Raw genomic sequence first — 23,198 nt, 5'->3', positions numbered from 1 at the left:
GAACGGTTTCGTTGAACCAATGACAATCATGTCCTTTATCACCTTCAGTGCTCTGGAACCTTATACAACTTTTTAATAGCCTGTTAAACAATTTTTCCTGCTTTCTTAATATACGATGACAAAAAGTAGAAACCTGTCATCCCTCGCCCCGTTAAATGCCGTAGGCAGTCAGCTAAGCTGATATTTAACAGGGCGAGCGAAGCCGAGGGATCTCTATCTATGTACTAACAATATCTGCGTATTGTCATAGCTCTAAAAAGTGGAAGGGTGCCAAAATAAATACTGGCATCACCCCAAAAATTATATAAAAGTATTGTTTTACATATACTTAGCTAACATGACACTGAAAAATATTCTTGCTGCAAAAAATGGGGTGACGCTAGAAAATAAATAATATTGATATTTACTGCTAATACTATTATGATGTTAGTATTGATTGGAGGTGTAACATGAAAAAACCTGTAGTTTACCTAACCTTAATTTTATTGCTTGCAGTATTTGTTACTTCTGTCATGTCTGCAAATACAAGGATGGGCAGAAGAGAATTCAGGTACTACTGCTACAAACAGTGCCATTATGAAGGAAACGGCAAAACAAAAGTTTTAACAGCAGCAAGTTATACCAAAATGCAGTGGAGTTATTATTTTCAAAACAATATGAGCCAGCTGAAAAGACAGCATCCTAATGGAGAACTGAAAAAGGTGGACATATCCGAAAGAACCCTGGAAAATATCAAAGCATATGTCAGGAAACATGCTTTGGATTCAGCAAGACCGGAAACGTGCGGGAGTTGATATTCAACTCCCTTTTTATTATTCCAGAAATAGTATGGTTTGATTTTCGACTGAATTAGTTTCCTGAAACTGAGATGAAGGGTTTAAAAAGACGTCCTCGGAAGTAAGATTATAATGATAACTTAACCGCAGTTTATCATTCTCTGAAGGAACTGAAAATTCGAGGGTTTTTCGGCTCAGATTTTTTATGTTACCAATATAAAAGTATTGCTGAGTGTCTTGTGTATTAATATTCAAGGCCATGTTGGCAATATACATATTCGATGCATTCTTAACAGCCATCTCTATCTTTTTTTCATTTCCAATCGTTTTTACATTATAGAAAAATTTCAGATTGTCGGTTTTGTGAGAATATTCATATTTTTTTCTGAGTGACAAATCCGTTTTGAATCCAAAGCTGAAATGGCAGGCGGACAGCATGACACCCATTAGAACAATCAATATAAATTTTGCTGTAAATTTTGTCCTCATAAACTGGTATAACTCCTTATTTTTATAAACCGGATTTTACTTTGTATCTGATTTATCCTTTTCTTCATCATCGTCTTCTGTTTGATTCTTCGAAACATTTGTATCTTCTGCAGTATTTTCATCTGCAAAATCTCTGTTGGCATCTGTTTTTACAAACTTACTATCACCTGAAAAACTGCTGGTGAATTCTTCTTCCTCTCTTTTTTTCAACTCTTCTATCTGATTTTCAAGTTCGGCAAGTTTATCATCAAGTTTTTCCAGGGATTTATAGTCATCCGATAGAAAATCATGATCAATCTCATTGTCTTTCATCAGCTGAAAAGCTTTTTTGCCGAGCGATTCGAAACGCTCGTCAGCTTTCTTTTTTATACTTGCAATTTCAATGCGAAGCCTGCTTATCCTGGTAAATTTGACAACCCCTTCTTTGCTCTTTTCAAAAGTGTTCTTAAACCAGTCTTTATTTTCAATATCCATGTTACCTCCTTATCCGCTTATTAAGTCATCAATTTTGACTTTTTGAAGATACAAAAAAAACAAAAGAACCATATTTACTATAAAAGAAAAAACAAAAAGTACAATCCAGGATTTTAATGCACCTTTGCCCCCTTTTACAGTGGTGGAATCAGGGACAAAATCCTCAAAATCCGAGTTTGTAATCTTCATCCATGGCAAACTGCCTCCGGAAATATAATCGTATTTAAGATATTTGCCGGTTTTTAAGCCGTTTTTTAATTCATTAAAGGATATTTTTTCAACGAGTACTCCATTAAGCATCTTAACGTCATAAGTATCGGGTTTTTCTTTCAGATTATAAAACTGCCCGCAGTGAGAACATTCAAATTTATTTTTATTGCCTGAATCGAAATCTGTTCCGCAATTGGTACAAATCACTTTCATACTGCCCCCCTTCTTAATCCCATCTTTCAAACAAATTATGAGATATATTCATTATATCAAAAATCTTTCCAACAATAAAGCTTATTATATCATCAATATCTTTTGGTTTATGATAAAAACCCGGAGCAGCCGGCAACACAGTAACTCCCGCCTGTGACAGCGAGAGCATGTTTCGCAGATGGATAGTGTTAAAAGGGGTTTCTCTTACTACAAGCACTAATTTTTTGGATTCTTTCATGGCAACATCGGCACAGCGCTCTATTAGATTTGAACTGACTCCTGATGCTATTCTGCCTACACATCCCATTGAGGCAGGGACCACAATATAGTAATCCATCGGGTTTGAGCCGCTGCTTACAGGTGCAGCAAAATTTTTATAATCGTGTGAAATAATATTCGAAAGCTTATAATTTGTAATAAATTCATCAGTTGACCTGAAATCTTTGCCGAGCTCAAGATTCAGATTAATAAGTCCATCAGGGGTAATACAGAGATTCACTTCAAAATCCCGCCTGCTCAACTCCTGCAGTGTTTTTAATCCGTATAAAGCCCCACTTGCGCCGGTAATACCTACAAAAAATTTTTTCAAATCATACCTCTCATAAGAAAATCCAGAAAGACAAATACAAATATCGTAATGCTAATATATGCATTTATATTAAAAAAAGCCATATTTACCCTGCTGAGATCATCAGATTTGATCAATGAATGCTCATACAGCATAAAAAGTCCGCAAAGAATAACACCGGCTATGTAAAGAATGCCAAGACCAAAGTAGACTTTTAAATAAGCAAATATTATAAATGCTGTCAAATGAAACAGCCTGGATATAAGAATGGAGTTTTTTATTCCTAATTTTGCAGGAACTGAAAATAATCCGTAATTTTTGTCAAAGTCAAGATCCTGCAGAGCATATATGATATCAAATCCTGCCACCCATAGCAGCACGGCAATACCAAGTAGTACTATACCCAGGTTTACCGTTCCTTTTATTGCAACCCATGCCCCGATAGGCGCCAAACCAAGAGCAACACCCAGTATAATATGGCAAAGTGAAGTAAACCTTTTTGAGTAAGAATATACGACAAAAACTATAAGGGGAACGGGGGATAAAATAAAACACAGCATATTCAACTGATATGTGGCAACTTCATAAATGAATAATGAAAGCACGATATACAGCAATGCCTTCTTTTTGGAAATTTTACCTGCAGGGATCTCACGGTCTGCTGTTCTCGGATTTTTTGAATCTATCTCTGCATCTACAACTCTGTTCAGTCCCATTGCTATAGTTCTGGCATTTACCATAGCAACAAAAATCCAGAATATTTTCCAGAGCGACGGAATTCCTTCAGCAGCCAGGAGTGCTCCGGTAAATGCAAAAGGGAGAGCAAAAAGAGAGTGCTCAATTTTTATCATACTGAAAAATGTTTTAACTTTTTCCATTATTCGTCCAAAATTATGTCGATTACAGCTTCCGCAAAATCATCACTATCGTTTAAGCTTTCTGAGCGGATTATATTTGCCCCGCTTGCTTTAGCTTCCTTTATATACTGATCGTCCAGTTCAATCAGAGTTTCTATATGATCCGAGACAAAGGAAATGGGCACAACTATTATGTTATCAACACCTTTAGCCACCAAATTTTTTAAAACGTCCCGGGTTTCCGGCCCCAGCCATTTCATTGGCCCCGTTCTGCTTTGATAGGCCAGAGAATAGTTGGAATGTGACAGTCTGTCTGTTAAAAGCTTTATCTGTTCATCAATGTGGCGGGCATAATAGTCACCTTCCCTGAGTGTATATTCAGGCAGAGAATGGGCTGAAAAGAGAATATAAGCATCATTAATGTCCACTTCTAATCTTTCAGCAGCACTTTTTATTCTTTTCAAAAGACAATTATTATAGGATTCATTCAAATGCCAGTGGGTAATTGCTTTGAACCTTTCAAAAGGTCTCATGTTCATATTCGCATAAAAACGTTTAAAACAGGCACCGCTTGTTGTATATGAGTAATGGGGATACATACTGATAACGTAAATGTGGTCATATTCTTCAGGATCGATGCTTTTAAGCGTGTCCTGAATGTAAGGATGGTAATAACACATCCCTATCCTTGTATCCAGGCTTCTGCCGTATTTTTCATGGTATATAAACTCAGTTTTTTCCAGCAGCGATTGCATATACTTCAGTTGTGGGGATCCCCCTCCCATTTTTTCGTATTCAGGAGCAATTTTTCTACTTCTTTTTGTTGATATTATTTTTGCAAGCCACTGCTGAGGTATCCTGCCGATTTTAAAATTAATTATATCTCTATCTGTAAAAAGATTATACAGGAACGGCTGTATAGACTGTATACTGTCAGGGCCTCCCATGTACATAGCAAACAGAAGATCATGCATCGGCTGTCTTTTCCTTTACGTAATCCACCATAAACTTTACATTTTCAACAGGGGTTTTAGGCAGAATACCGTGACCGAGGTTAAAAATATGACCTTTTATATCTTTTGCCTCCGAGATAATTCTGTCAATCTCATCTGCAATTGTTTTCTGATCTGCAAAAAGAACTGCCGGATCAAGATTTCCCTGCAGCACAAATTTGTTATCCAGAATATCTGCAGCATCGTTGAGAGCTATTTTCCAGTCCACTCCAAGTCCTGAACAGTTAAGCTTCTTAATATCTTTATAAAATGTAGCGCTGTCTTTTGCAAAATAAATCACATGAGCATTTTCCAGCTTGTTTACAAGTTTCTCAACAAAAGGATAGACGAATGTTTTATAGTCAGACGGAGAAAGAATCCCTGCCCATGTATCAAAAACCTGTACTATGCTGCAACCGTTATTTATTTGTGCCTGTAAATACCTGTAAGTACTTTCTGTAATTTTTTCCATAAGCTCAAAAAAGGCATCGGGATTTTTGTGCATGAGTGTTTTTATTTCCAGAAAATTCTTCGATCCGCTCCCTTCCACCATATAACATGCAAGAGTAAACGGTGCTCCTGCAAAGCCAATAAGCGGTACGTTTATATTATCCTTAATAAGTCTCACCGCTTCAAGGACAAACGGAAGTTCTTCCTCCGGGTCAACGGGTTTTAAACGTTGAACATTCTGAGAATTTCTTACAGGATTTGCTATTACCGGTGCCGGAGTGAACTCAAGGTCAACACCCATCGGTTCAATCGGCACGAGGATGTCGGAAAAAAGGATTGCTGCATCAAGTTTGAAAGCTTTCAGAGGCTGCAGCGTAACTTCACATGCCAGTTCAGGAGTTTTACAGAGCTCCAGAAATGATACTTTTTCTCTTATTTTTCTGTATTCACTCATATATCTTCCGGCCTGCCGCATGAGCCATACAGGTGTTCTTTCCACATCTTTTCCTTCCAAAACATCCAAAATCAATCTGTTGTTTTCCATAAGATTACCCCGCTTATTTAATCTGAAATATGAAAATGAAACAATACAATGTATCTTTTAACTTAAAAATATCAGTAAATAAAGGCAAAACAAACATTTTTTCCAAATTTTCTGTTTTTTACTATTTAAAAGACGTTTTTTCAATATGAGTCCTCTGTCCCTACCCTTTTTTAAATTTATACATCCTTAATAACCTTTGTGGCAACCACCATAACATAAAAAAATGTAGGAGAGCTTTGAATAATCCAGGAAGCAGGGCTTCAGCCCTGCAAAGCTTATTCCGAAACCCTGTATTATCAAGCATGCGGGACTACCAAGGCACTTAATTATTAAGTGCCTTGGCCTAAAACGGAGAAAAAGATATTAGTCAAAGCTCTCAATATGATTTATTTGGAAACCTTCATTGCCGGTAAGACAGGGAGATTGTGAAGTGGAGAGGTGGAGAAATTATAGGCAGAGGTAAAGGTTAAGGTTAAGGTTGATGCAAAGCTGTTTGGATGTATTTAAGATTGTTAGAGGTCGTTAGATGTTTATTCCTCATTGTTTAATCAAAGATTGAGCGCTTAAAGCGTTAAGTGCACAGTCGTTTTGAAAATTGAATTACATAAAAAAATATGGATCGACATCGAGTTTGATCTGCATATTTCCTTTCTTCAGCACTTCAAAATTTTCCCGGGCAATTCTACCTAAGACCTGAATTGTTGACACGTTCGGCGTTTTAATAATAAGAGAATATCTGTATCTGTTTTTTATTTTAAATATTGGAGCCGGAGACGGCCCCAGTGTTTTAGTTTCTGAAGATTTTGCTTCATTAATCTTCTCAGAAATAGTTTCCATCGTTTTCTTAGCTCTGTCTTCTTTTGTGTCGGAAATAATTATACGGACCATTCGCATGAAAGGGGGGTAATCATGTTCTTTGCGTCTGCCAAGCTCTTCCATATAAAATTTTTCCGAATCGCTGTTTAACAGCTGAAAAACAGGCATTTCAGGATTATAGGTTTGAATAAAAACTTCCCCTTTCTTAATAAAACGCCCTGCCCTGCCAGCCACCTGCATTAGCAGCTGGTATGCTCTTTCATTGGCTCTGAAATCAGGCAGAGACAAAAGGTTGTCAATGTTCAGGACGCCGACAAGAGTGACTTCCGGAAAATTAAAACCTTTGGCAATCAGCTGTGTGCCAACCATAATATTATATTTGCCGGAGTAAAAATCATTCAGAATACTTTGCATTTTTTTCTGAGATGTCACACTATCCGTATCGAGTTTTATTACAGTGTCGCCAAACAGTTCTCTCAGTATTTCAACGGCCTTTTCCGTACCATGTCCAAAATCAAGAAAATCATTTTCTCCGCACTCACTGCATTTGAAAAATTTATATATTTCCCCGCAATAAGAGCATTTTGCATAATCACCTTTTTTGTAATACGTCAGCGCTATAGAGCAGTTCAGGCACTGAAGGGTTGTTCCGCATTTTTTGCATATCAAATGTTTTGAGTAACCCTTTTTGTTGAGAAGAAGCAAAACCTGTTCATCCTGTTTAATTTTTTCAAAAATTTTATCATATAGTTTTACCGATAACAAATTGTCGATGATGTCGCTGGTTTTTAAATCAATAATTTTGATCTCCGGTAACTGTTTTTTATTGAAGCGTTTGTTGAGTTCAAGATATCTGTATTTACCGTTTAATGCATTGAAATAAGACTCCACACTTGGGGTTGCACTTCCCAGTACAACCGGGACATTAAGGATATCCGCGTACATTACAGCCATATCCCTTAGTTGGTAAGAAGGTGATTCCTCCTGCTTGAAACTGCTTTCATGTTCTTCATCCACTATAATAAGCCCGATGTTGTCAGAAGGTATGAAAAGTGCGCTCCTGGCACCGATGACAAGCGGATAACAGCCGGAATTAAATCCCCAGAAAACCTTTTGTTTTCGTTTGGGTGATAATTTTGAGTGATAAACGGGCACTGAAAAACCCAGTCTTTCCGATAAGCGTTGGACAATTTGCGGCGTGAGTGAAATTTCGGGAACAATATATATAACCTGTTTCCCTTTTTTAATACACTCTTTAACAAGCTCTATATATATTTCTGTTTTACCGCTGCCTGTTATTCCATGCAGCAGATTAGCCGAAAAACCGCTATCAATTATTTTAGTAAGGGAGGTGTAAATAGAGTGCTGATCATTGCTAAGGCTCAGCAGTATACTCTTATCAGAAATATCACAGTCCACACCCAGTTTCTCCGAACTGAGAATGGATTTTGCTAAAACTCCCCTCATGGCAATTCCTAACGGTGTTTGATAATAATTTGACATCTTGTTGAGCATTGTCAGATATTTTTTTGGAAATACCGGATTATCATCCAGGACTTCATTGATATTTTTGTAGCTGATGTCCGGATGAATTTTGTCGGCTTTCCCCTTTACAATGCCATGTTCAAGGCGGCTGCCGAAGAAAACCTTTACCCTTGAGCCGACAGGGATGTCATGTTCATATGTGTAAGTAAAGGTGCCTTTTGGGATTACAGGCAGTATTAAATCGTAATAGTTGAGCGACATTCTTTCTTTATCCTTATAAATAAAAATATTGTTCTAAAATTTCCAGCTTGACATTAATAATTATTTTTATTAAATTCTCATAAAATTTACAAGGAGGAATTAATGAAGAAGCTTTTTGTGATAATGTCAATCATGATTTTTGCTGTGATAGCTTATGCAGCTCAAAAAGGACCAGAGACAATCAAAATGACAGAAGTTTTTAATGTGCCAAACCCAACAAAAAAGGTTGTTGAATTTCCCCATGCTTTTCACCAGACAAAAAATGAGTGTACTGAATGCCATATGAATCCCGACGGTGGCAAGGCTTTGAAAAACATAAAAACAGGTGAAAAACTTGAAGTTGGAAAGGTAAGCGGTATCATGAACCCTGTCCATAAAGATTTCTGCTGGGCATGCCACACAAAGAAAAACGTGCCTCAGGGCAAATCCTGCAATAAATGTCACAAATAATTAAAAAATGAACATAAAAGCCCCTATTCAGGGGCTTTTTCTTTTATATAAATCTCCAGATTTTCCAACTGTTTTCCAAACATAGGCTCATGTACCCACTTTAGAGCTTCCTGCAGAAACTCCCTGCTTTTTTCAAGCATCTTCAGTTCTTCTTCTTTTGTTTCTGAGTTTTCGGATTGTTCAATAAGGATAATAGCATGCTCTCCCAGGGAGGCAACCATGCTCCTTATCTGATTTGCTTTGTCTATTTTCATTGCAATTCTCAGTCCCGGAATCACAATAATAAAAAAAAGCAGCCAGTACCAAAAACTAAACGAACCGGACAGCAGTACGAATGCGAGCGCTACTACGAGCGTTATAAAAAAAGCTACTGACAGTCCCGGACCTCCGATGAAATAAACCGGCTCATTTGCCCCGTCCTTATGTTTATAATATTTGAAAGGTCTGAAACTCCCGCCTCTGTAATTTTTTTTGCTGTTACTTTTGCAGAATTCACGAAATTCCTGAATAACCACTTCTCTTTTTTCCATCCTAACAGCCTCCTTATAAGTCGAGTATCACGACGGCTTCAAAATTTTCACCGGTTTTTTTAACGTTCAGTTTATGTTTTGTTGCAGCTTTTATCTCAGTTTCTATATATTCTGTATTTTTAAATATTGAATACTTTACTTCATTTTCGGATATAATCACGGGGTATATTAATGAATTTTTGGTAAAAAGCAGAAAAACAGCCTCATTTAAAAGTGAAAATATCAAATCTTCCGGATTTTCAAAAGTAAGTGTCTTCAAGTTGCTGTACCCGAGTTGATTAAACACATACGCTTCTTTATCAAAAGCTATGCAGTAAAAACCTCTCAAAAGGTTTCTGCATAAATCGGTTAAATCTGTGCCTTCGGCTTTGATGCCTGTGTCTGCTGTGGTATCAATTATTTCATAATCATTCATCAGTAGATAAACCTGCCTCCTAAGCGGTAATAAAAATAACCGTCCACATGAAGTACATTAATGTCAAATGAATTTTCAAAAGGTACTTTTCCCATATTCTTCAGCGCGTCAACAGCTGCCCTGTCAAGGTCGGGATATCCGCTGCTGCTAACAACCCTGATATTTGTAATACTGCCATCTTTTTGAATGCTGAATTGTATTCTTACCCTGCCCTGCTCATTATTCATAATGGAGTTTCTGGGATAAGTCCATACCTGATAGAGACTTCTCCTGAATTTATAAAAGTATGACGCATATTTGTTTTCCATGGAGTTAAAATTAACAGAATCCTCTCCCTCTTTCTGTTTCTTCTCCCCTTCAGCGTAATCCTGTATTATCTCTGATGGGTTAAAAATATTTTCCATCTGTTTTTTGGAAAGTTTTGTCTTATCACTTTTTTCTGTTTGACGTTTCTCTTGCATATCCTGCTGAGGTTGAGCTTCAGCATCTTTTGAAATTATTGCCGATTCCTTTTTGGTTTCAGCGGTTTCGGGTTTAGGTTTAGTCTTAGGTTTAGGTTCAGTCTTAGGTTGAGGTTGAGGTTGAGGTTGAGGTTGAGGCTTAGGCTGGGGCTGGGGTTTGCGATCCGGGATTTCTGGCTCCTCTTTTTTGCTGTCCGTTTTCTTTTTCAGATTAAGATTTTTGTCGCTGAGAATATCCGGCTTTTTCTTTGGCTTCTCAGGAGTTTCTTTTTTTGGCGGTTTGATTATATCGACAATCATAGGTTTATCTTTGCTAACATTGTCGGTATCTATTTTCAGGTATTTCAATAATAAGGAATGAAGTAGTATCGATATTATCAAAGCAATAAGAAACTTATAATTTTTCATAAATAATCATACCTTATAGTCCTTTCTGTGAAAATACACTTTTATTATTTCGAATAATATAATAATACAAAATCACCGATTGTTCAAAAATTAATTAGTTCAGCACACACAATCTGAATAACTAACTTAATATATCTTGACATAAACCGACTCAGATATTATATTTTCTATTAACTAATATAATCTGGAGGTAATTATGGCTATAGTAAGATGGGATCCTTTTAAGGATTTATTATCAGTGCAGGAGAGAATCAATAAGATATTTGATGAAACTGTCAGCAACGAAGCTAATATGCGCCAGGGGGACTGGAATCCTCCTGTGGATATATATGAAACTGACAGCGATATTATTCTGACCTTGGAGCTGCCCGGGACAAAAGAAGAGGATGTGGATATTCAGGTAAATGAAGGACTGCTTGTTGTAAAAGGTGAAAAGAAAGTTCCTTACAGCAAGAATGACAATAATTTTTACAGGCTGGAAAGACCTTACGGTAAATTCACACGATCTTTCAGCCTGCCGAATAATGCCGATCTGGAAGGGATAAAAGCTAAACTAAAAGACGGTATATTGGCAATCAAAATAACCAAAAAGAATGAATCAAAACCTGTAACAATTAAAGTGGATAAAGAGGACTAAAAGGGAGTCTTATGGCTAAAAACTATTATGAAATTCTCGGAATTGACAAAAACGCTTCTAAAGATGAGATAAAAAAAGCTTACAGGAAACTTGCAAGGAAATATCATCCTGATATTAATCCTAACAATAAAGAAGCAGAAAACAAATTTAAGGAAATTTCCGAAGCTTACGCCGTTTTGTCTGACCCTGAAAAAAGAAAGCAGTATGATCAAATGGGACATGATGCTTTCACACAGAGTGGCAAAGGATATGATTATTCAAATGTTAATTTCGAGGACTTCAGAAATTTTAATTTTGAAGGTTTTGATATATTTGATGATATCTTCAGTGATCTTTTCGGCGGGCGGGGCGGCAGAAACCGCCGCACAGAAAGACCCAGCAAGGGAGAAGATATATACTATTCTGTCCAGATACCTTTCGCAGATGCTGTCAAGGGGAATTCTTACGAAATAAACCTGAGTCGCCATGTCAACTGCAAATCCTGCGGAGGCTCCGGCGGAGATGTTGTCACCTGCCCTGCCTGCGGCGGTAAGGGAGTCAGTTCAGAAGGACGCGACTCAATCTTCGGATTCGGCAAACCCTGCCCCAAATGCGGAGGACAGGGGAAAATTCTGACCAATGTATGTACCAGCTGCAAAGGAAATGGCTTTGTACAGAAAACGGAAAAAATAAAGATAAAAGTACCGGCCGGTGTTGATAACGGTTCGAAAGTCAGGATTACCGGAAAAGGGCATGAAGGCAGAAATAATGCACCTGCGGGCGATCTTTATATCGTTACCAAAATAATCCCTCATGAGTTTTATGAGAGAAAAGGAAACAATCTGTATGTAAGTGTGGATGTGGACATGTTTGAAGCTGCACTGGGGGAAAAAATATCAGTTCCAACCCCATATGGGGCTGTTAACATTAATATCCCTGCAGGAACTCAGCCTGATCAGAAGTTCCGCCTCAGAAATAAAGGGATGCCTAAACTTAAAGGCGGCGGTCACGGTGATTTGTATGTTGTAATTAAAGTTAAAATCCCTCAGGTTGCTGTTGAAAATGACAGAGCGGCGCTGAAAGAAATGAAAAATCATTATGATATCGTTAACAGACAAAAAATTATGCAAAAAGGAAAACTGTAAGGGGTAAAAAATGAAAAACAGACCACTATATATGATAAGCGTCGTTGCTGAGATACTCGGCATTCACCCGCAGACACTCCGTCAATATGAGCGTCTGGGTTTAATAAAGCCCTCCAGAACAATAGGTAACACCAGACTCTATTCCGAGGAGGATATAGAGCAAATTAAATTTATTCTGACACTTACCAAAGATCTGGGAGTTAACCTGGCGGGTGTTGAAGTGGTTTTAAATATGAAACAGCAGCTTGAAGAAACACAGAAGCAGCTGGATTTATTGAGGGATTTTATAAGAAAACATGCTGACAACTTCGATATGGAACAAGGTGATAAAGGTTTGGTTCCTTTGAGGAACAGAGATATAATAAAAATAGAAATAGAAAATGAAGACGAGTAAGGAGGAACTATAAGTGATAAACTGGAACAAGATGACCATAAAAGCCAGTGAAGCTGTTCAAAGTGCAGTTGAGTTGGCAGAAAATAAAAATAATCAGCAAGTTGAGCCTGCACACCTGCTCCTTGCCTTGGTGAACCAGGAAGAAGGCTTTATTAAACCTTTGCTTCAGAAACTGGGTGTTAATATCCCATCCTTAAAAGATGATATTAACAACGAAATAGCAAGCCTGCCGGCAGTAAGCGGATCGGAGCAGGTATATATTTCAAATGATACTAAGAAAGCACTTGATTATGCTTTCAAAGTCATAAAGGAATTCTCCGATGAATATGTTTCCACAGAGCATCTTCTGCTTGGAATTGTGGAAAATGCCGGATATTCACTCAGACAAACCCTGCTAAAACACGGTATAGATAAAAAGGATCTAAAAAAAGCGATTAAAGATGTAAGAGGCAGCACTACTGTTACGGATCAAAATCCGGAAGAAAAAATGGAAGCCCTGGAAAAATATACCATTGATCTGACTGAAAACGCCTCAACAGGAAAACTCGATCCCGTTATTGGAAGAGATGAGGAAATAAGGCGGGTTATGCATGTACTTTCAAGAAGAACAAAAAACAATCCGGTTCTTATAGGTGAACCGGGTGTCGGTAAAACAGCAATTGCAGAAGGGCTTGCACAGCGTGTCGTTAACGGTGATGTACCGGAGACACTAAAGGATAAAAGGGTTCTGGTCCTCGATTTAGGCTCCCTAATTGCCGGGACAAAATACAGAGGAGAATTTGAGGACAGACTGAAAGCTGTTTTGAAAGAAATTAAAGATCGTGAGGGAGAGATAGTTCTGTTTATCGATGAAATGCATACACTGATAGGAGCCGGTGCTGCTGAAGGTGCTATGGATGCAGCAAATCTTTTAAAACCCGCTCTGGCAAGAGGTGAACTGCATTGCATCGGAGCAACAACTCTGGATGAATATAAAAAACATATCGAAAAAGATGCAGCTCTTGAAAGGCGTTTTCAGCCGATTTACATAAAAGAGCCTTCCGTAGAGGACACCGTTTCCATATTAAGAGGTTTGAAGGAAAAATACGAAGTACACCACGGTGTAAAAATAACCGACTCAGCCATTGTGGCTGCTGCTCATCTTGCTGACAAATATATCTCAGACAGATTTATGCCGGATAAGGCCATTGATTTAATAGATGAGGCGACGGCAAAGCTCAGAATGGAAATAGACAGCCTTCCAACTGAACTGGATGAACTTGAGCGTAAATTAAGACAGCTTGAGATTGAAAAACAGGCCATGAAAAAAGAGAAGAATGAGGCCGGTAAAATAAGACTGGGAAAAATTGAAAACGAAATCAGCAATCTAACTGAAAAAATTTCAAGACTGAAAACTCACTGGCAGAATGAAAAAACGCTGATACAGGAATCAAGGGAAATAAAAAAGGAAATAGAGGAAGCCAAAATAAGGATGCAGAATGCTGAAAGAGAGGGCAATTTAGAAGAGGCTTCCCAGATAAAATACGGAAAATTGGTGGAACTCGAATCAAAACTTAAAGAGACAAATGAAAAGCTGAAAAATATCCAGGAAGACAAAAAAATGCTTAAAGAAGAAGTGGACGAAGAGGATATAGCATCAATTATATCAAAATGGACCGGTATTCCTGTTACAAAACTGCTCGAGGAAGAAGCCGATAAGCTCATTCATATGGAAGATTTTATCCATCAAAGGGTAATCGGGCAGGATAAGGCTGTTGCGGCAGTTTCAGAGGCTATCAGGAGAAGCAGGGCCGGGCTCAGCAATCCGAAAAAGCCTATAGGCTCGTTTATATTTCTCGGCCCCACTGGTGTTGGTAAAACAGAGCTGGCAAAATCTGTTGCAGAGTTTCTCTTCGATACGGAAGATGCAATGATACGATTTGATATGAGCGAATTTATGGAAAAGCACTCTGTAGCTAAATTGATAGGCTCGCCTCCCGGTTATGTCGGATATGAAGAAGGCGGACAGCTTACAGAAAAAATCAGGAGGCGGCCTTACAGCGTAATACTTTTCGATGAAATAGAAAAAGCGCATCAGGACGTATTCAACATCCTGCTGCAGATACTGGACGACGGCAGATTGACAGATTCCAAGGGAAGAACTGTCAGCTTCAGAAACACTGTCGTTATAATGACTTCAAATATCGCAAGTGACCTGATACAGGAAGAATTTACGGGCGATTTGGACTGGGAAGACGAATACAGCAGAATAAATGCTCTGGTTTTCAATCAGCTTTCCAAACACTTCAAACCGGAATTTATTAACCGGGTGGATGATATAATTGTATTCCATCCGCTGAGCAATGAACATCTGAAAGAGATAGCAAAGCTTCTGCTGGATGACTTTGCCAAACGATTAAGTGAAAACATGATAAACTTCCATTATGATGATTCCGTTGTGGAGAAAGTGGTAAAAGCCGGATACGATCCTAAATTCGGCGCAAGACCGATGAAAAGAGCTATACAAAAGTTGATAGAAAACAAGATAGCCGATGAAATTATCAAAGGCAATATCACAAACAACCAGGAAGTGAAAGCCTCTATAAAAGACAATTCACTTGTTCTGGAATAAGATAAAGGGGAAATATTTCCCCTTTACTTTTTTTTGTGCTATAATTATGAACAAAATCATATAGTAACTGTCATTAAACATAAATATTTTCGGAGAGATTATGTCGGAAAAAAATCTGAAAGAAGAAATTGCAGAGGAAGAGGACGAACTTTTAGAGAAAGATGTGGAGGAAGACTCGAAGGAGTTGGAAAAGAAACTTGAAGAAGACCCCTCTGCCCTTGCCCCTGTTTCTGACGACATGCTCAAAAGTTATCTCAATAAAATTTCTCAGTTTTCCCCCCTCTCCCGTGAAGAAGAGTATGAGCTTGGGAAGCGGATTCAGGATGGTGATGAGGAAGCATTGAATAAACTTATCCTGAGCAATCTTAAGTTTGTAGTTTCCATTGCAAACAGGTATAAAAACTCAGGTATAAATATGACCGATCTGATTAACCAGGGTAATGTCGGTCTGGTGGAAGCGGCAAAACGTTTCGATCCTGAAAGAGGTGTCAAATTCATATCCTATGCCGTATGGTGGATAAGGCAAGCCATTATACAGGCTTTGGCCGAACAGTCCGGAACGGTTAAACTGCCAATCAAACAGGCCAGTATACTTTACAAAATAAATGGAGCTGTAGAAAAGCTGACAAAAGAATATGGCAGAGAACCCACTCCTTATGAATTATCACAGTATCTCGATATGGAAACGGAGGATATTGAAAATATATTGAGGGTATCCAGAAATTATCTTTCCCTTGAAGCACCCATCAAGGAGGGTGAAGACAAGAGTTTTATAGATTTGCTTGAATCCGAAACGGGGAGTGTTGAGCAGGAAATAATTCACGGCACTCTTACAGAGGCCCTCAGTGAAATTGTGGATGAACTTTCCGAACGGGAAGCCAAAATTATTAAGTGGAGATTCGGGATGGAGGGTGAAGCACCCAAAACCCTTGAAGAGGTTGGTGAGATGCTTCAAATAAGCAGAGAAAGAGTCAGGCAGGTGGAATCAAGAGCTCTCGCCAAACTGAGAAAAAAAGCTATGAAAAGAAAGCTGTCGGACTATTTAAACTGATCCGTCCGCGCCGGTCACGAATCTGCAGAGTATACACAAATGAAACTTTATGATTGATAATGTAATAAGATATATTAAAAACGGCAAATTTGCTTCGAGTCTTGTTTTTGAGCGGGAAATTCCATCCAAGCCCCCTGCTCTGGTTGACTACAAAGAAGATGTTGAATCTCTGCTTCTTCATTCAGCTCTGGAAAAATTCGGGATAAAGTCCTTATACTCCCACCAGACAGATGCTTATCAGGCCATTAAATCAGGCCGTGACACATTAATAACGACCCCGGCAGCTTCAGGGAAAACATTGTGTTACAACCTTCCCATTATGGAAGATATGATAAACAATCCGTCTGTAAAAGCCCTTTATCTTTTTCCAATAAAAGCTCTCGGTTACGATCAGAAAAAAGCATTCGAAAATCTTGCTGAGCAGATACCTCTGGGAGAGAAGCTTACAGCAGAGATTGTAGACGGGGATACAGGGAAACAAAAAAGACGGAAAATTTTAAAAACCCCGCCCAACGTTATTATCTCAAATCTGGATATTATCCATTACAGTATGCTTCCCGGAATATCCGAATGGCGGAATTTCCTTGATAATCTCAAATATGTTGTAATCGATGAAATCCACACTTATAAAGGCATCTTCGGCACACAGGCATACAATCTGCTTCAAAGGTTTCTTCGCTTAGTTCCCAATGTGCAGTTTGTATGTGCATCAGCCACCATTGGTAATCCGGTGGATTTGGTTGAAAATTTTACTGGACGTAAATTTTATCATATAAATGAAAATGGTGCCGAAACAGGGGAAAAAAATGTCTTAATTTTTAATCCGGACATTCCTGAGTCTGCGCTTGCCCAATACCTTCTGAAAATTAATCTTGATTCCGGAGTCAAGACCATCTGTTTCACAAAATCCAGAAAACAGACGGAAAAAATTTATGCCAAGCTTGTAGCAGGTGATCCCTCCCGGAAAAATGTTGTTTCCTCATACAGAGCCGGCTTTCTTCCCGAAGAAAGACGTAAAATCGAGCAGGCTTTTCATAAGGATACGTTAAAAGCTGTTGTGGCAACTTCCGCTATCGAAATGGGGATAGATGTCGGCGGTGTGGATTCAACAATACTGGTGGGATACCCGGGATCATTAATGAGTCTCTGGCAGAGAGCCGGACGTTCAGGACGAAGCAGTAAAGATTCACTTATCTGCCTGATAACTTCTAAAGACGCTTTGGACCAATATTACGCGAAAAATCCTGAGGAGCTTTTCACCGATAAATACGAAGTGGTGACTATCGACAGGGAAAACACGAATATCAACAGCAAACACATACTCTGTGCAGCTAATGAAAAGCCAGTTGAAAAGAATGAGCGGTATTATGATATCATGAAAAACGATATAGAAAAACTTGCTTCGGAAGGTAAACTTTTCACAGATAGGGACGGACTTAAATACGTATCCCTGGAAAGATATCCTCATAAAAATGTTGATTTCAGGATGGCCGGAGACACATATACACTTGTATGCAACGGCATCGTAATAGGTACCAATTCCGGTAGAAGGCTGTACACAGAGCACTTTGAAAATGCTGTTTATCTTCATCGGGGAGATTACTTTATCGTTAAACGTGTTGATCACAATAAAAAAGAGATTTATTTGGATCCTTTCAGGGGAAATTATTATACAATGCCCAAAATAAACAAAGAAACCATGATTTTATCCAAAGTGATGGATTCTGATGATAAAAATATACATGCCGGATTTTGTAATCTTCAGGTTTCCGAACAGCTGACAGGATATGATAAGATTTCGGGTAAAACCGGAGAAAAACTCCAGACAATTGATTTGGAAAAAGAACCGGTGCAGTTTGAAACAAAAGGTTTTTATCTTATTGTGACAGAGGAAGCCAGAGAAAAAGTAGAGGAAAATAATTTTAATTTCATGGGTAGTATTCATGCACTGGAGCACTCGCTTATTGCTATGGCGCCTTCTTTTATACTGTGTGACCGCTCCGACATTGCCGGTATTTCATACCCGTTACACCCTCAGCTGGAATCTTCAGCTGTTTTTATTTATGATTCGTATGCAGGCGGGGCGGGAATATGCAGCAGGGTTTTTGAAATAATCAGACCCCTTCTCGTAAGGACATTGAAAATGATAAAATCCTGTGATTGTGAAGAAGGCTGCCCATCTTGTATTTATTCACCTAAGTGCGGGTCCGGAAATTATCCTCTGGATAAAAAAGGTGCAGAATTCCTTATTGAATATTTACTGCAAGAGAACACCGGTGATGCAGGTAAAAGTGATATTAAAGAAACGTTTACCAACATAAAAAATATGCCTGAAAAAGATGATGATGTGCTTGTTTTCGATGTGGAGACAAAATATTCGGCCGACGAAGTGGGAGGTTGGAAAAAAGCTGATAAAATGGGAATTTCAGCACTTGTGGCATATTCCATGATTCATGAAAAATACTATATTTATGAAGAAAATGATATAGGAGACTTTATTGAAAAACTGTCTGCAGCAAAAGCGGTTATCGGTTTTAATATTATCAATTTTGATTTCAAAGTAATTTCAGGCTATGCAAAAGATACACCTGAAGATTTCAACAGGATTCTAAAAACTGTGATAAAGATTGATTTACTTCAGGACATACGAAACATCACCGGACGCCGTTTTTCTCTGGACAATCTTGCCCAGGCAACAATTAATGCCCAAAAATCGGCTGACGGACTGCAGGCATTGAAATGGTATAAAGAAGGAGAGATAAAAAAAATAATCGATTACTGCAAAATCGATGTCGATGTTACCCGTGATCTTTTCCTGTACGGCATAAACCACAATAAAATATATGCCGCGGTAAATGAACTTATTGTCCAAATCCCCGTAAACTGGAAACATTATCACAGATTATATTTATCTCAGCATACAGCCGGATAAAAACAATATTATTATTCAGCCTCCACACCCCTTTCAATAAGATAAAGGCAGGAAAGTTTAAGGGGAATGGTCAATGTATGGTTTTTGCCGTTCTGGTCATCTTTGATAATCATGGACAGCTGCTGAAGTGAAATTCCCGTCAAATCAGCCAGTGCTGATACTCCAATGCAGCATCTTTTTAACTCATCCACAAGATCCTTCAGCTTTACTGATTTCAAATAAAATTGAAGTTCTCCGGTGGTGGATATTTTATTTCTGTCGAGCTCTTCTTCAGTAGTGAAAACCCAGGGTGTATAAATATATGTTAAGCCCAATGCAGCAGCGTGCTTACAAAACATTTCCTTTGATGATGAACAGTCACATTTAAAATCAAGTGGGTCTGAATCAATTATCAGTTCAACATTATATACTCCATGGTTCCCTTTTATTTTTCCTCTCAACCTGTTTCCCTCAATTTCACATTCGTAAAATTTACCCACATAATTTTCTGCCCTCTGCAGGGTGATTCCGCTGGAAATGTTCTTCAGTTGCTCTTCCGTTAATTTTAAAAGCTGCATCGGCGACCTCCTGAATGTTTTATTAAATTATATAATATCATGAATGCTTAATCAACACATTTAACTGGCAGCCTCGCAAAATTTTTGTATTTAAAAAGCCGTGATGCGTAAAAACGTGACACGTAATGTGTGATACGTCGGTTCAATGTTCAAAGTTCAATGTCAAATGCCCAATCAACCAATACACCAATACACTACTCAACCACAGGAATTCAGCCAATGTTCGTTAAATCCAAAGCCTGCTTCCATCTGAAATGTAAAATTTCTTTCAAAACAATATGCTCCGGCTTTTCCAGAAACGGGTCATATTTCAGAATATTATCCGCATCGTTCCGCGCTTTGTTCAATATCGGGACATCTCTGACAATATTCGAAAATCTAAACTCTGGTAGCCCTGACTGACGGGTACCAAAAAAATCTCCCGGCCCCCGTATTTCCAAATCCACTTCCGAAAGTTTAAACCCGTCATTTGTGGATACCATGGAATTAAGACGTGTTTTGCCGTCATCTGAAATTTTATCCGAATAAACAAGATAACAGTACGATTTTTTATTGCTTCTGCCCACCCTGCCCCTCAGCTGATGTAACTGGGAAAGACCAAAACGTTCTGCATTTTCTATAACCATGACAGTTGCATCCGGTATATCCACTCCAACCTCTACTACTGTGGTTGAGACGAGTACATCGATATTTCCGTTTTTAAATTCAGTCATAAGGCTGTTTTTTTCAGAGGCTTTCATCCTTCCGTGCAAAAGTGCAACATTGTAACCGCTAAAACGCGAACTAATGTATTCAAAATTTTTGGTTGCATCTTTTAAATCAATTTTTTCACTCTCATCGATTAAGGGGTAAATAAAGTATGCTCTGTTGCCTTTCTCCAGCTCTTTCTCAGTTAGCTCAAGGACATTATCAAAATTATTAGCGGAGAAACTTTTTGTTTTAACAGGGGAACGGCCGGGAGGCATTTCATCAATAATGGAGACATTGAGATCTCCGTAAAACGTCAGCGCAAGTGTTCGGGGGATAGGTGTAGCCGTCATCAGGAGTATATCGGGGTTATACCCTTTATCCACAAGGTTTTTCCTCTGTAACACACCAAACCTGTGCTGCTCGTCGATTATTGCAAAGCCCAGATTTTTGAATTCCACGTCATCCCGGATAACGGCGTGGGTTCCCACAACAAAATCAACATTCCCATCTTTGATATTTACCATATCATTCTGTTTTTCATTTTTCGGAGTTGAGCCTGTTAACAGTGATACTGCGTAATCATTTTTCAAAAAATGGATAAGATTTATAAAATGCTGCTCGGCAAGAACTTCAGTGGGTGCAATAATAGCAACCTGGTAACCGTTTTTCACAGCAACAAGAGCGGCGATAAAAGCAACAATAGTTTTCCCGCTTCCCACATCACCCTGCAGCAGCCTGTTCATCTGATGCTCTGATTTCATGTCATTAAAGATATCTGCCAAAACCCGCCTTTGGGCAGTAGTCAGCTTGAACGGAATATATTTTTTTATGTCATCAAGATATTCCTGTTTTACATCATATTTTATTCCGTATATTTTGTTATAATTGGATTTTTTTATAAGGAGCCCCAGTTGAAGATAAAACAACTCTTCATACACAAACCGTATAAATGCCGGATGACGGTTTTCATTTAACAGAGTTATATCTTTTGCCTTTTCAGGAAAATGGATTGTGTGAAGCGCATTCTTTATATCCGGAAAATCATATTTTGCTATAATTTTCTCAGGAAGTGTTTCAACAATATCGCTTCCGGTGTAAGTAAATGCTCTGCGTACAATTTTTACAAACGATTGATTCTTAACATTCCCCGGTAAACTGTAATATGTTTTCACCTGTCCCCGGTCACTTTTATCCACAAAGACAGGATGAATAACAGAGGGCTTACCGTTAAAATTTGTATATTTACCATAAAGAGAATATTCTTTTCCGATTGAAAGTACAGGATCCGGATATTTTCTGGAAAAGTTAAACCATATGCCGTAATAATACCCGTCGTCACATTTGAATACAGCCTGAAATATTCTTTTTCCATATTTTGTTTTTATAACATTTTTGGAAGACAACACACCTGTAATGAAAAGCTTTTCTGACTTCAAATCGGTATCAACGAGCTCATATTTGTACGGAAAATGAAGGATAACATCCTGCAGTGTCTCTATACCGTTTTTTTTCAGAGAAGATGCCGTTTTCGGGCCTACTCCGTCTATATTTTCTATACTTATTGTCAGTTTTTGAAAACTGTCTCTTATGGACTTGTTACTGGAAACCAGGATATTTACTTCCTGAATAATTTTTTCAAGAGACAAAATATCGGGATTTTCATTATTCAGAATATCATTTAATTTGCCGGCCAAAAGAGGCGAAACCTTTTTTAATTCCTCAGCCAAATGAGTAAAATATTTTTTCGGATTATTTATCAAATCCTGACTGCTTAAATCCAGAGTTTTAAGAATCTTTTTAATATTAGAGACAGATTGCATATGCTCCGCTTTTACCGATAAGTTGTAATCTCACTATAAGTCTATAGTATTCGGTGAAAAAATTCAATTATTCTGTGTGGAGGTATGGGTATTATGGGTGGTATGGGTATTATGGGTAGTAGGGGTATTAGAGATGGCAACCGCGCACACAACTTTAGATACTGGTTATTTTACATAACGTAATGAATTCAATGTTCAACGTTGAATGCCCAAATCAACCAAGCATAGACGCAGAAATTATTAGCATATAGGAAGAAATACAGGTTCCCCTATGTTTCGCTCGGAATGTTAAGTACCCAAATCATGCCATCTCGATCGGAACGGAGTGGAGTCGAGAGATATATAGCGTTGTTTGACAATGAGACCTCTCCGCTTCAATCGAGGTGACAAGTATCTAAATGTGTCTATCATCTGCCTTATACCAATTTGCAATCAAAAAAGTAACAAATCCAAAAGGGAATACTTATCTTTTGGAAGTGGCGCTTCAGCGCCGCCATGACCGCAATGATAACTTTGCAAAACTACTTTGGCACGGCTAAAGCCGTGCTTCCTGTATTATTGAAAACCTTCAGATAATATTCAAACAAAGAACAGGGAATCCCCTGTTCTTTGTTCAGACAGAAGCAGTCTGGGTATTTTTCGGCGTGTTAAACTCATCAACCTGAATGACAACAGGCTCATAATTTTCAAGTTCTTCTTCATTATACATTGCATACGAAGCAATTATAACGAGGTCGCCCTTCTGAACATGTCTGGCAGCGGCACCGTTGAGACATATTTCACCACTTCCTCTTTCACCGTCAATAGTATAAGTGGCAAACCTTGCTCCGTTATTGATATTGTAAATTTCGACCTTTTCATAAGTATAGATGCCGGCTGCATCCATCAAATCTTTATCGATGGTTATACTGCCCTCATAGTTAAGGTCTGCATCTGTAACTGTTGCTCTGTGAATCTTTGACTTAAACATTTCTCTCAGCATA

General features: G+C 38.3%; 22 protein-coding genes. 8 read left to right on the top strand and 14 right to left on the bottom strand.

Going from position 1 to position 23,198, the window contains the following annotated elements:
- Positions 1-449 precede the first annotated feature (449 nt).
- The gene (locus tag UMU13_RS10155; protein WP_328218873.1) at positions 450-794 is read left to right on the top strand and encodes a hypothetical protein; all 345 of its coding nucleotides are present in this window, start codon (positions 450-452) and stop codon (positions 792-794) included.
- A gap of 18 nt (positions 795-812) precedes the next feature.
- On the opposite strand, the gene UMU13_RS10150 is transcribed toward UMU13_RS10155, so the two are convergent.
- The 8 genes from UMU13_RS10150 to priA all read right to left on the bottom strand — a co-directional run bounded on the left by UMU13_RS10150 (position 813) and on the right by priA (position 8,135).
- Positions 813-1,265, bottom strand: coding sequence for a hypothetical protein (locus UMU13_RS10150; RefSeq protein WP_328218872.1), 453 nt, complete (start codon positions 1,263-1,265; stop codon positions 813-815).
- Positions 1,266-1,301: 36 nt separating this feature from the next.
- Positions 1,302-1,739 carry a hypothetical protein gene (locus UMU13_RS10145; protein WP_328218871.1) on the bottom strand — a complete coding sequence of 146 codons (438 nt, stop codon included), beginning with the start codon at positions 1,737-1,739 and terminating at the stop codon, positions 1,302-1,304.
- A gap of 9 nt (positions 1,740-1,748) precedes the next feature.
- Positions 1,749-2,162 carry a hypothetical protein gene (locus UMU13_RS10140; protein ID WP_328218870.1) on the bottom strand — a complete coding sequence of 138 codons (414 nt, stop codon included), beginning with the start codon at positions 2,160-2,162 and terminating at the stop codon, positions 1,749-1,751.
- Between the two features lie 13 nt (positions 2,163-2,175).
- A complete protein-coding gene (locus tag UMU13_RS10135) occupies positions 2,176-2,751 on the bottom strand; it encodes a UbiX family flavin prenyltransferase (RefSeq protein WP_328218869.1) in 576 nt (191 codons plus the stop codon).
- Positions 2,748-3,608 carry a UbiA-like polyprenyltransferase gene (locus UMU13_RS10130; protein WP_328218868.1) on the bottom strand — a complete coding sequence of 287 codons (861 nt, stop codon included), beginning with the start codon at positions 3,606-3,608 and terminating at the stop codon, positions 2,748-2,750. Before UMU13_RS10130 ends, UMU13_RS10135 begins: the two co-directional genes overlap by 4 nt.
- Positions 3,608-4,561 carry a ferrochelatase gene (gene hemH / locus UMU13_RS10125; RefSeq protein ID WP_328218867.1) on the bottom strand — a complete coding sequence of 318 codons (954 nt, stop codon included), beginning with the start codon at positions 4,559-4,561 and terminating at the stop codon, positions 3,608-3,610. The genes UMU13_RS10130 and hemH overlap by 1 nt, the downstream gene beginning before the upstream one ends.
- Positions 4,554-5,573: a uroporphyrinogen decarboxylase gene (gene hemE / locus UMU13_RS10120; RefSeq protein ID WP_328218865.1), complete on the bottom strand. Its 1,020-nt coding sequence runs from the start codon at positions 5,571-5,573 to the stop codon at positions 4,554-4,556. Before hemE ends, hemH begins: the two co-directional genes overlap by 8 nt.
- Before the next feature lie 600 nt (positions 5,574-6,173).
- Positions 6,174-8,135, bottom strand: a complete 1,962-nt coding sequence (gene priA / locus UMU13_RS10115; RefSeq protein WP_328218864.1) for a replication restart helicase PriA — start codon at positions 8,133-8,135, stop codon at positions 6,174-6,176.
- Positions 8,136-8,237: 102 nt separating this feature from the next.
- Between priA and UMU13_RS10110 the strand changes: the two genes are divergently transcribed.
- Positions 8,238-8,585: a cytochrome c3 family protein gene (locus tag UMU13_RS10110; RefSeq protein WP_328218863.1), complete on the top strand. Its 348-nt coding sequence runs from the start codon at positions 8,238-8,240 to the stop codon at positions 8,583-8,585.
- Between the two features lie 23 nt (positions 8,586-8,608).
- Here UMU13_RS10110 and UMU13_RS10105 read toward each other — a convergent pair whose 3' ends face one another.
- Genes UMU13_RS10105 through UMU13_RS10095 form a run of 3 tightly spaced genes read right to left on the bottom strand, consistent with a single transcriptional unit; the run spans position 8,609 to position 10,399 of the window.
- Positions 8,609-9,115, bottom strand: coding sequence for a hypothetical protein (locus UMU13_RS10105; protein ID WP_328218862.1), 507 nt, complete (start codon positions 9,113-9,115; stop codon positions 8,609-8,611).
- Between the two features lie 13 nt (positions 9,116-9,128).
- Entirely contained in the window at positions 9,129-9,530 is a 402-nt protein-coding gene (locus UMU13_RS10100) for an archease (protein WP_328218861.1), read from the bottom strand.
- Complete coding sequence (locus tag UMU13_RS10095) at positions 9,530-10,399, bottom strand: TonB family protein (protein WP_328218860.1); 870 nt, start codon at positions 10,397-10,399, stop codon at positions 9,530-9,532. The genes UMU13_RS10100 and UMU13_RS10095 overlap by 1 nt, the downstream gene beginning before the upstream one ends.
- A gap of 196 nt (positions 10,400-10,595) precedes the next feature.
- Between UMU13_RS10095 and UMU13_RS10090 the strand changes: the two genes are divergently transcribed.
- The 6 genes from UMU13_RS10090 (at position 10,596) to UMU13_RS10065 (ending at position 19,148) form a co-directional block, all read left to right on the top strand.
- Positions 10,596-11,036, top strand: a complete 441-nt coding sequence (locus tag UMU13_RS10090) for an Hsp20/alpha crystallin family protein (RefSeq protein ID WP_328218859.1) — start codon at positions 10,596-10,598, stop codon at positions 11,034-11,036.
- A gap of 11 nt (positions 11,037-11,047) precedes the next feature.
- Positions 11,048-12,160, top strand: a complete 1,113-nt coding sequence (gene dnaJ, locus UMU13_RS10085) for a molecular chaperone DnaJ (protein ID WP_328218858.1) — start codon at positions 11,048-11,050, stop codon at positions 12,158-12,160.
- Positions 12,161-12,170: 10 nt separating this feature from the next.
- Positions 12,171-12,554: a heat shock protein transcriptional repressor HspR gene (locus UMU13_RS10080; protein ID WP_328218857.1), complete on the top strand. Its 384-nt coding sequence runs from the start codon at positions 12,171-12,173 to the stop codon at positions 12,552-12,554.
- Positions 12,555-12,567: 13 nt separating this feature from the next.
- On the top strand, positions 12,568-15,165 hold the full coding sequence (gene clpB, locus UMU13_RS10075; RefSeq protein WP_328218856.1) for an ATP-dependent chaperone ClpB: 2,598 nt from the start codon (positions 12,568-12,570) through the stop codon (positions 15,163-15,165).
- Positions 15,166-15,265: 100 nt separating this feature from the next.
- The gene (locus tag UMU13_RS10070; RefSeq protein ID WP_328218855.1) at positions 15,266-16,216 is read left to right on the top strand and encodes a sigma-70 family RNA polymerase sigma factor; all 951 of its coding nucleotides are present in this window, start codon (positions 15,266-15,268) and stop codon (positions 16,214-16,216) included.
- A gap of 49 nt (positions 16,217-16,265) precedes the next feature.
- Positions 16,266-19,148, top strand: a complete 2,883-nt coding sequence (locus UMU13_RS10065; protein ID WP_328218853.1) for a DEAD/DEAH box helicase — start codon at positions 16,266-16,268, stop codon at positions 19,146-19,148.
- Between the two features lie 11 nt (positions 19,149-19,159).
- Here UMU13_RS10065 and UMU13_RS10060 read toward each other — a convergent pair whose 3' ends face one another.
- The 3 genes from UMU13_RS10060 to panD all read right to left on the bottom strand — a co-directional run bounded on the left by UMU13_RS10060 (position 19,160) and on the right by panD (position 23,197).
- On the bottom strand, positions 19,160-19,705 hold the full coding sequence (locus UMU13_RS10060) for an SWIM zinc finger family protein (protein WP_013886289.1): 546 nt from the start codon (positions 19,703-19,705) through the stop codon (positions 19,160-19,162).
- A gap of 212 nt (positions 19,706-19,917) precedes the next feature.
- Entirely contained in the window at positions 19,918-22,215 is a 2,298-nt protein-coding gene (gene recG / locus UMU13_RS10055; protein WP_328218851.1) for an ATP-dependent DNA helicase RecG, read from the bottom strand.
- Positions 22,216-22,828: 613 nt separating this feature from the next.
- Positions 22,829-23,197: an aspartate 1-decarboxylase gene (gene panD / locus UMU13_RS10050; protein WP_328218850.1), complete on the bottom strand. Its 369-nt coding sequence runs from the start codon at positions 23,195-23,197 to the stop codon at positions 22,829-22,831.
- Position 23,198: the final 1 nt, after the last annotated feature.

Origin of the sequence: Flexistipes sp., assembly GCF_036172515.1 — a bacterium.
GTDB lineage: Bacteria > Chrysiogenota > Deferribacteres > Deferribacterales > Flexistipitaceae > Flexistipes.
The sequence above is the reverse complement of the archived record's forward strand: the minus strand, read 5'-3'. Positions and strand labels throughout refer to the sequence as shown.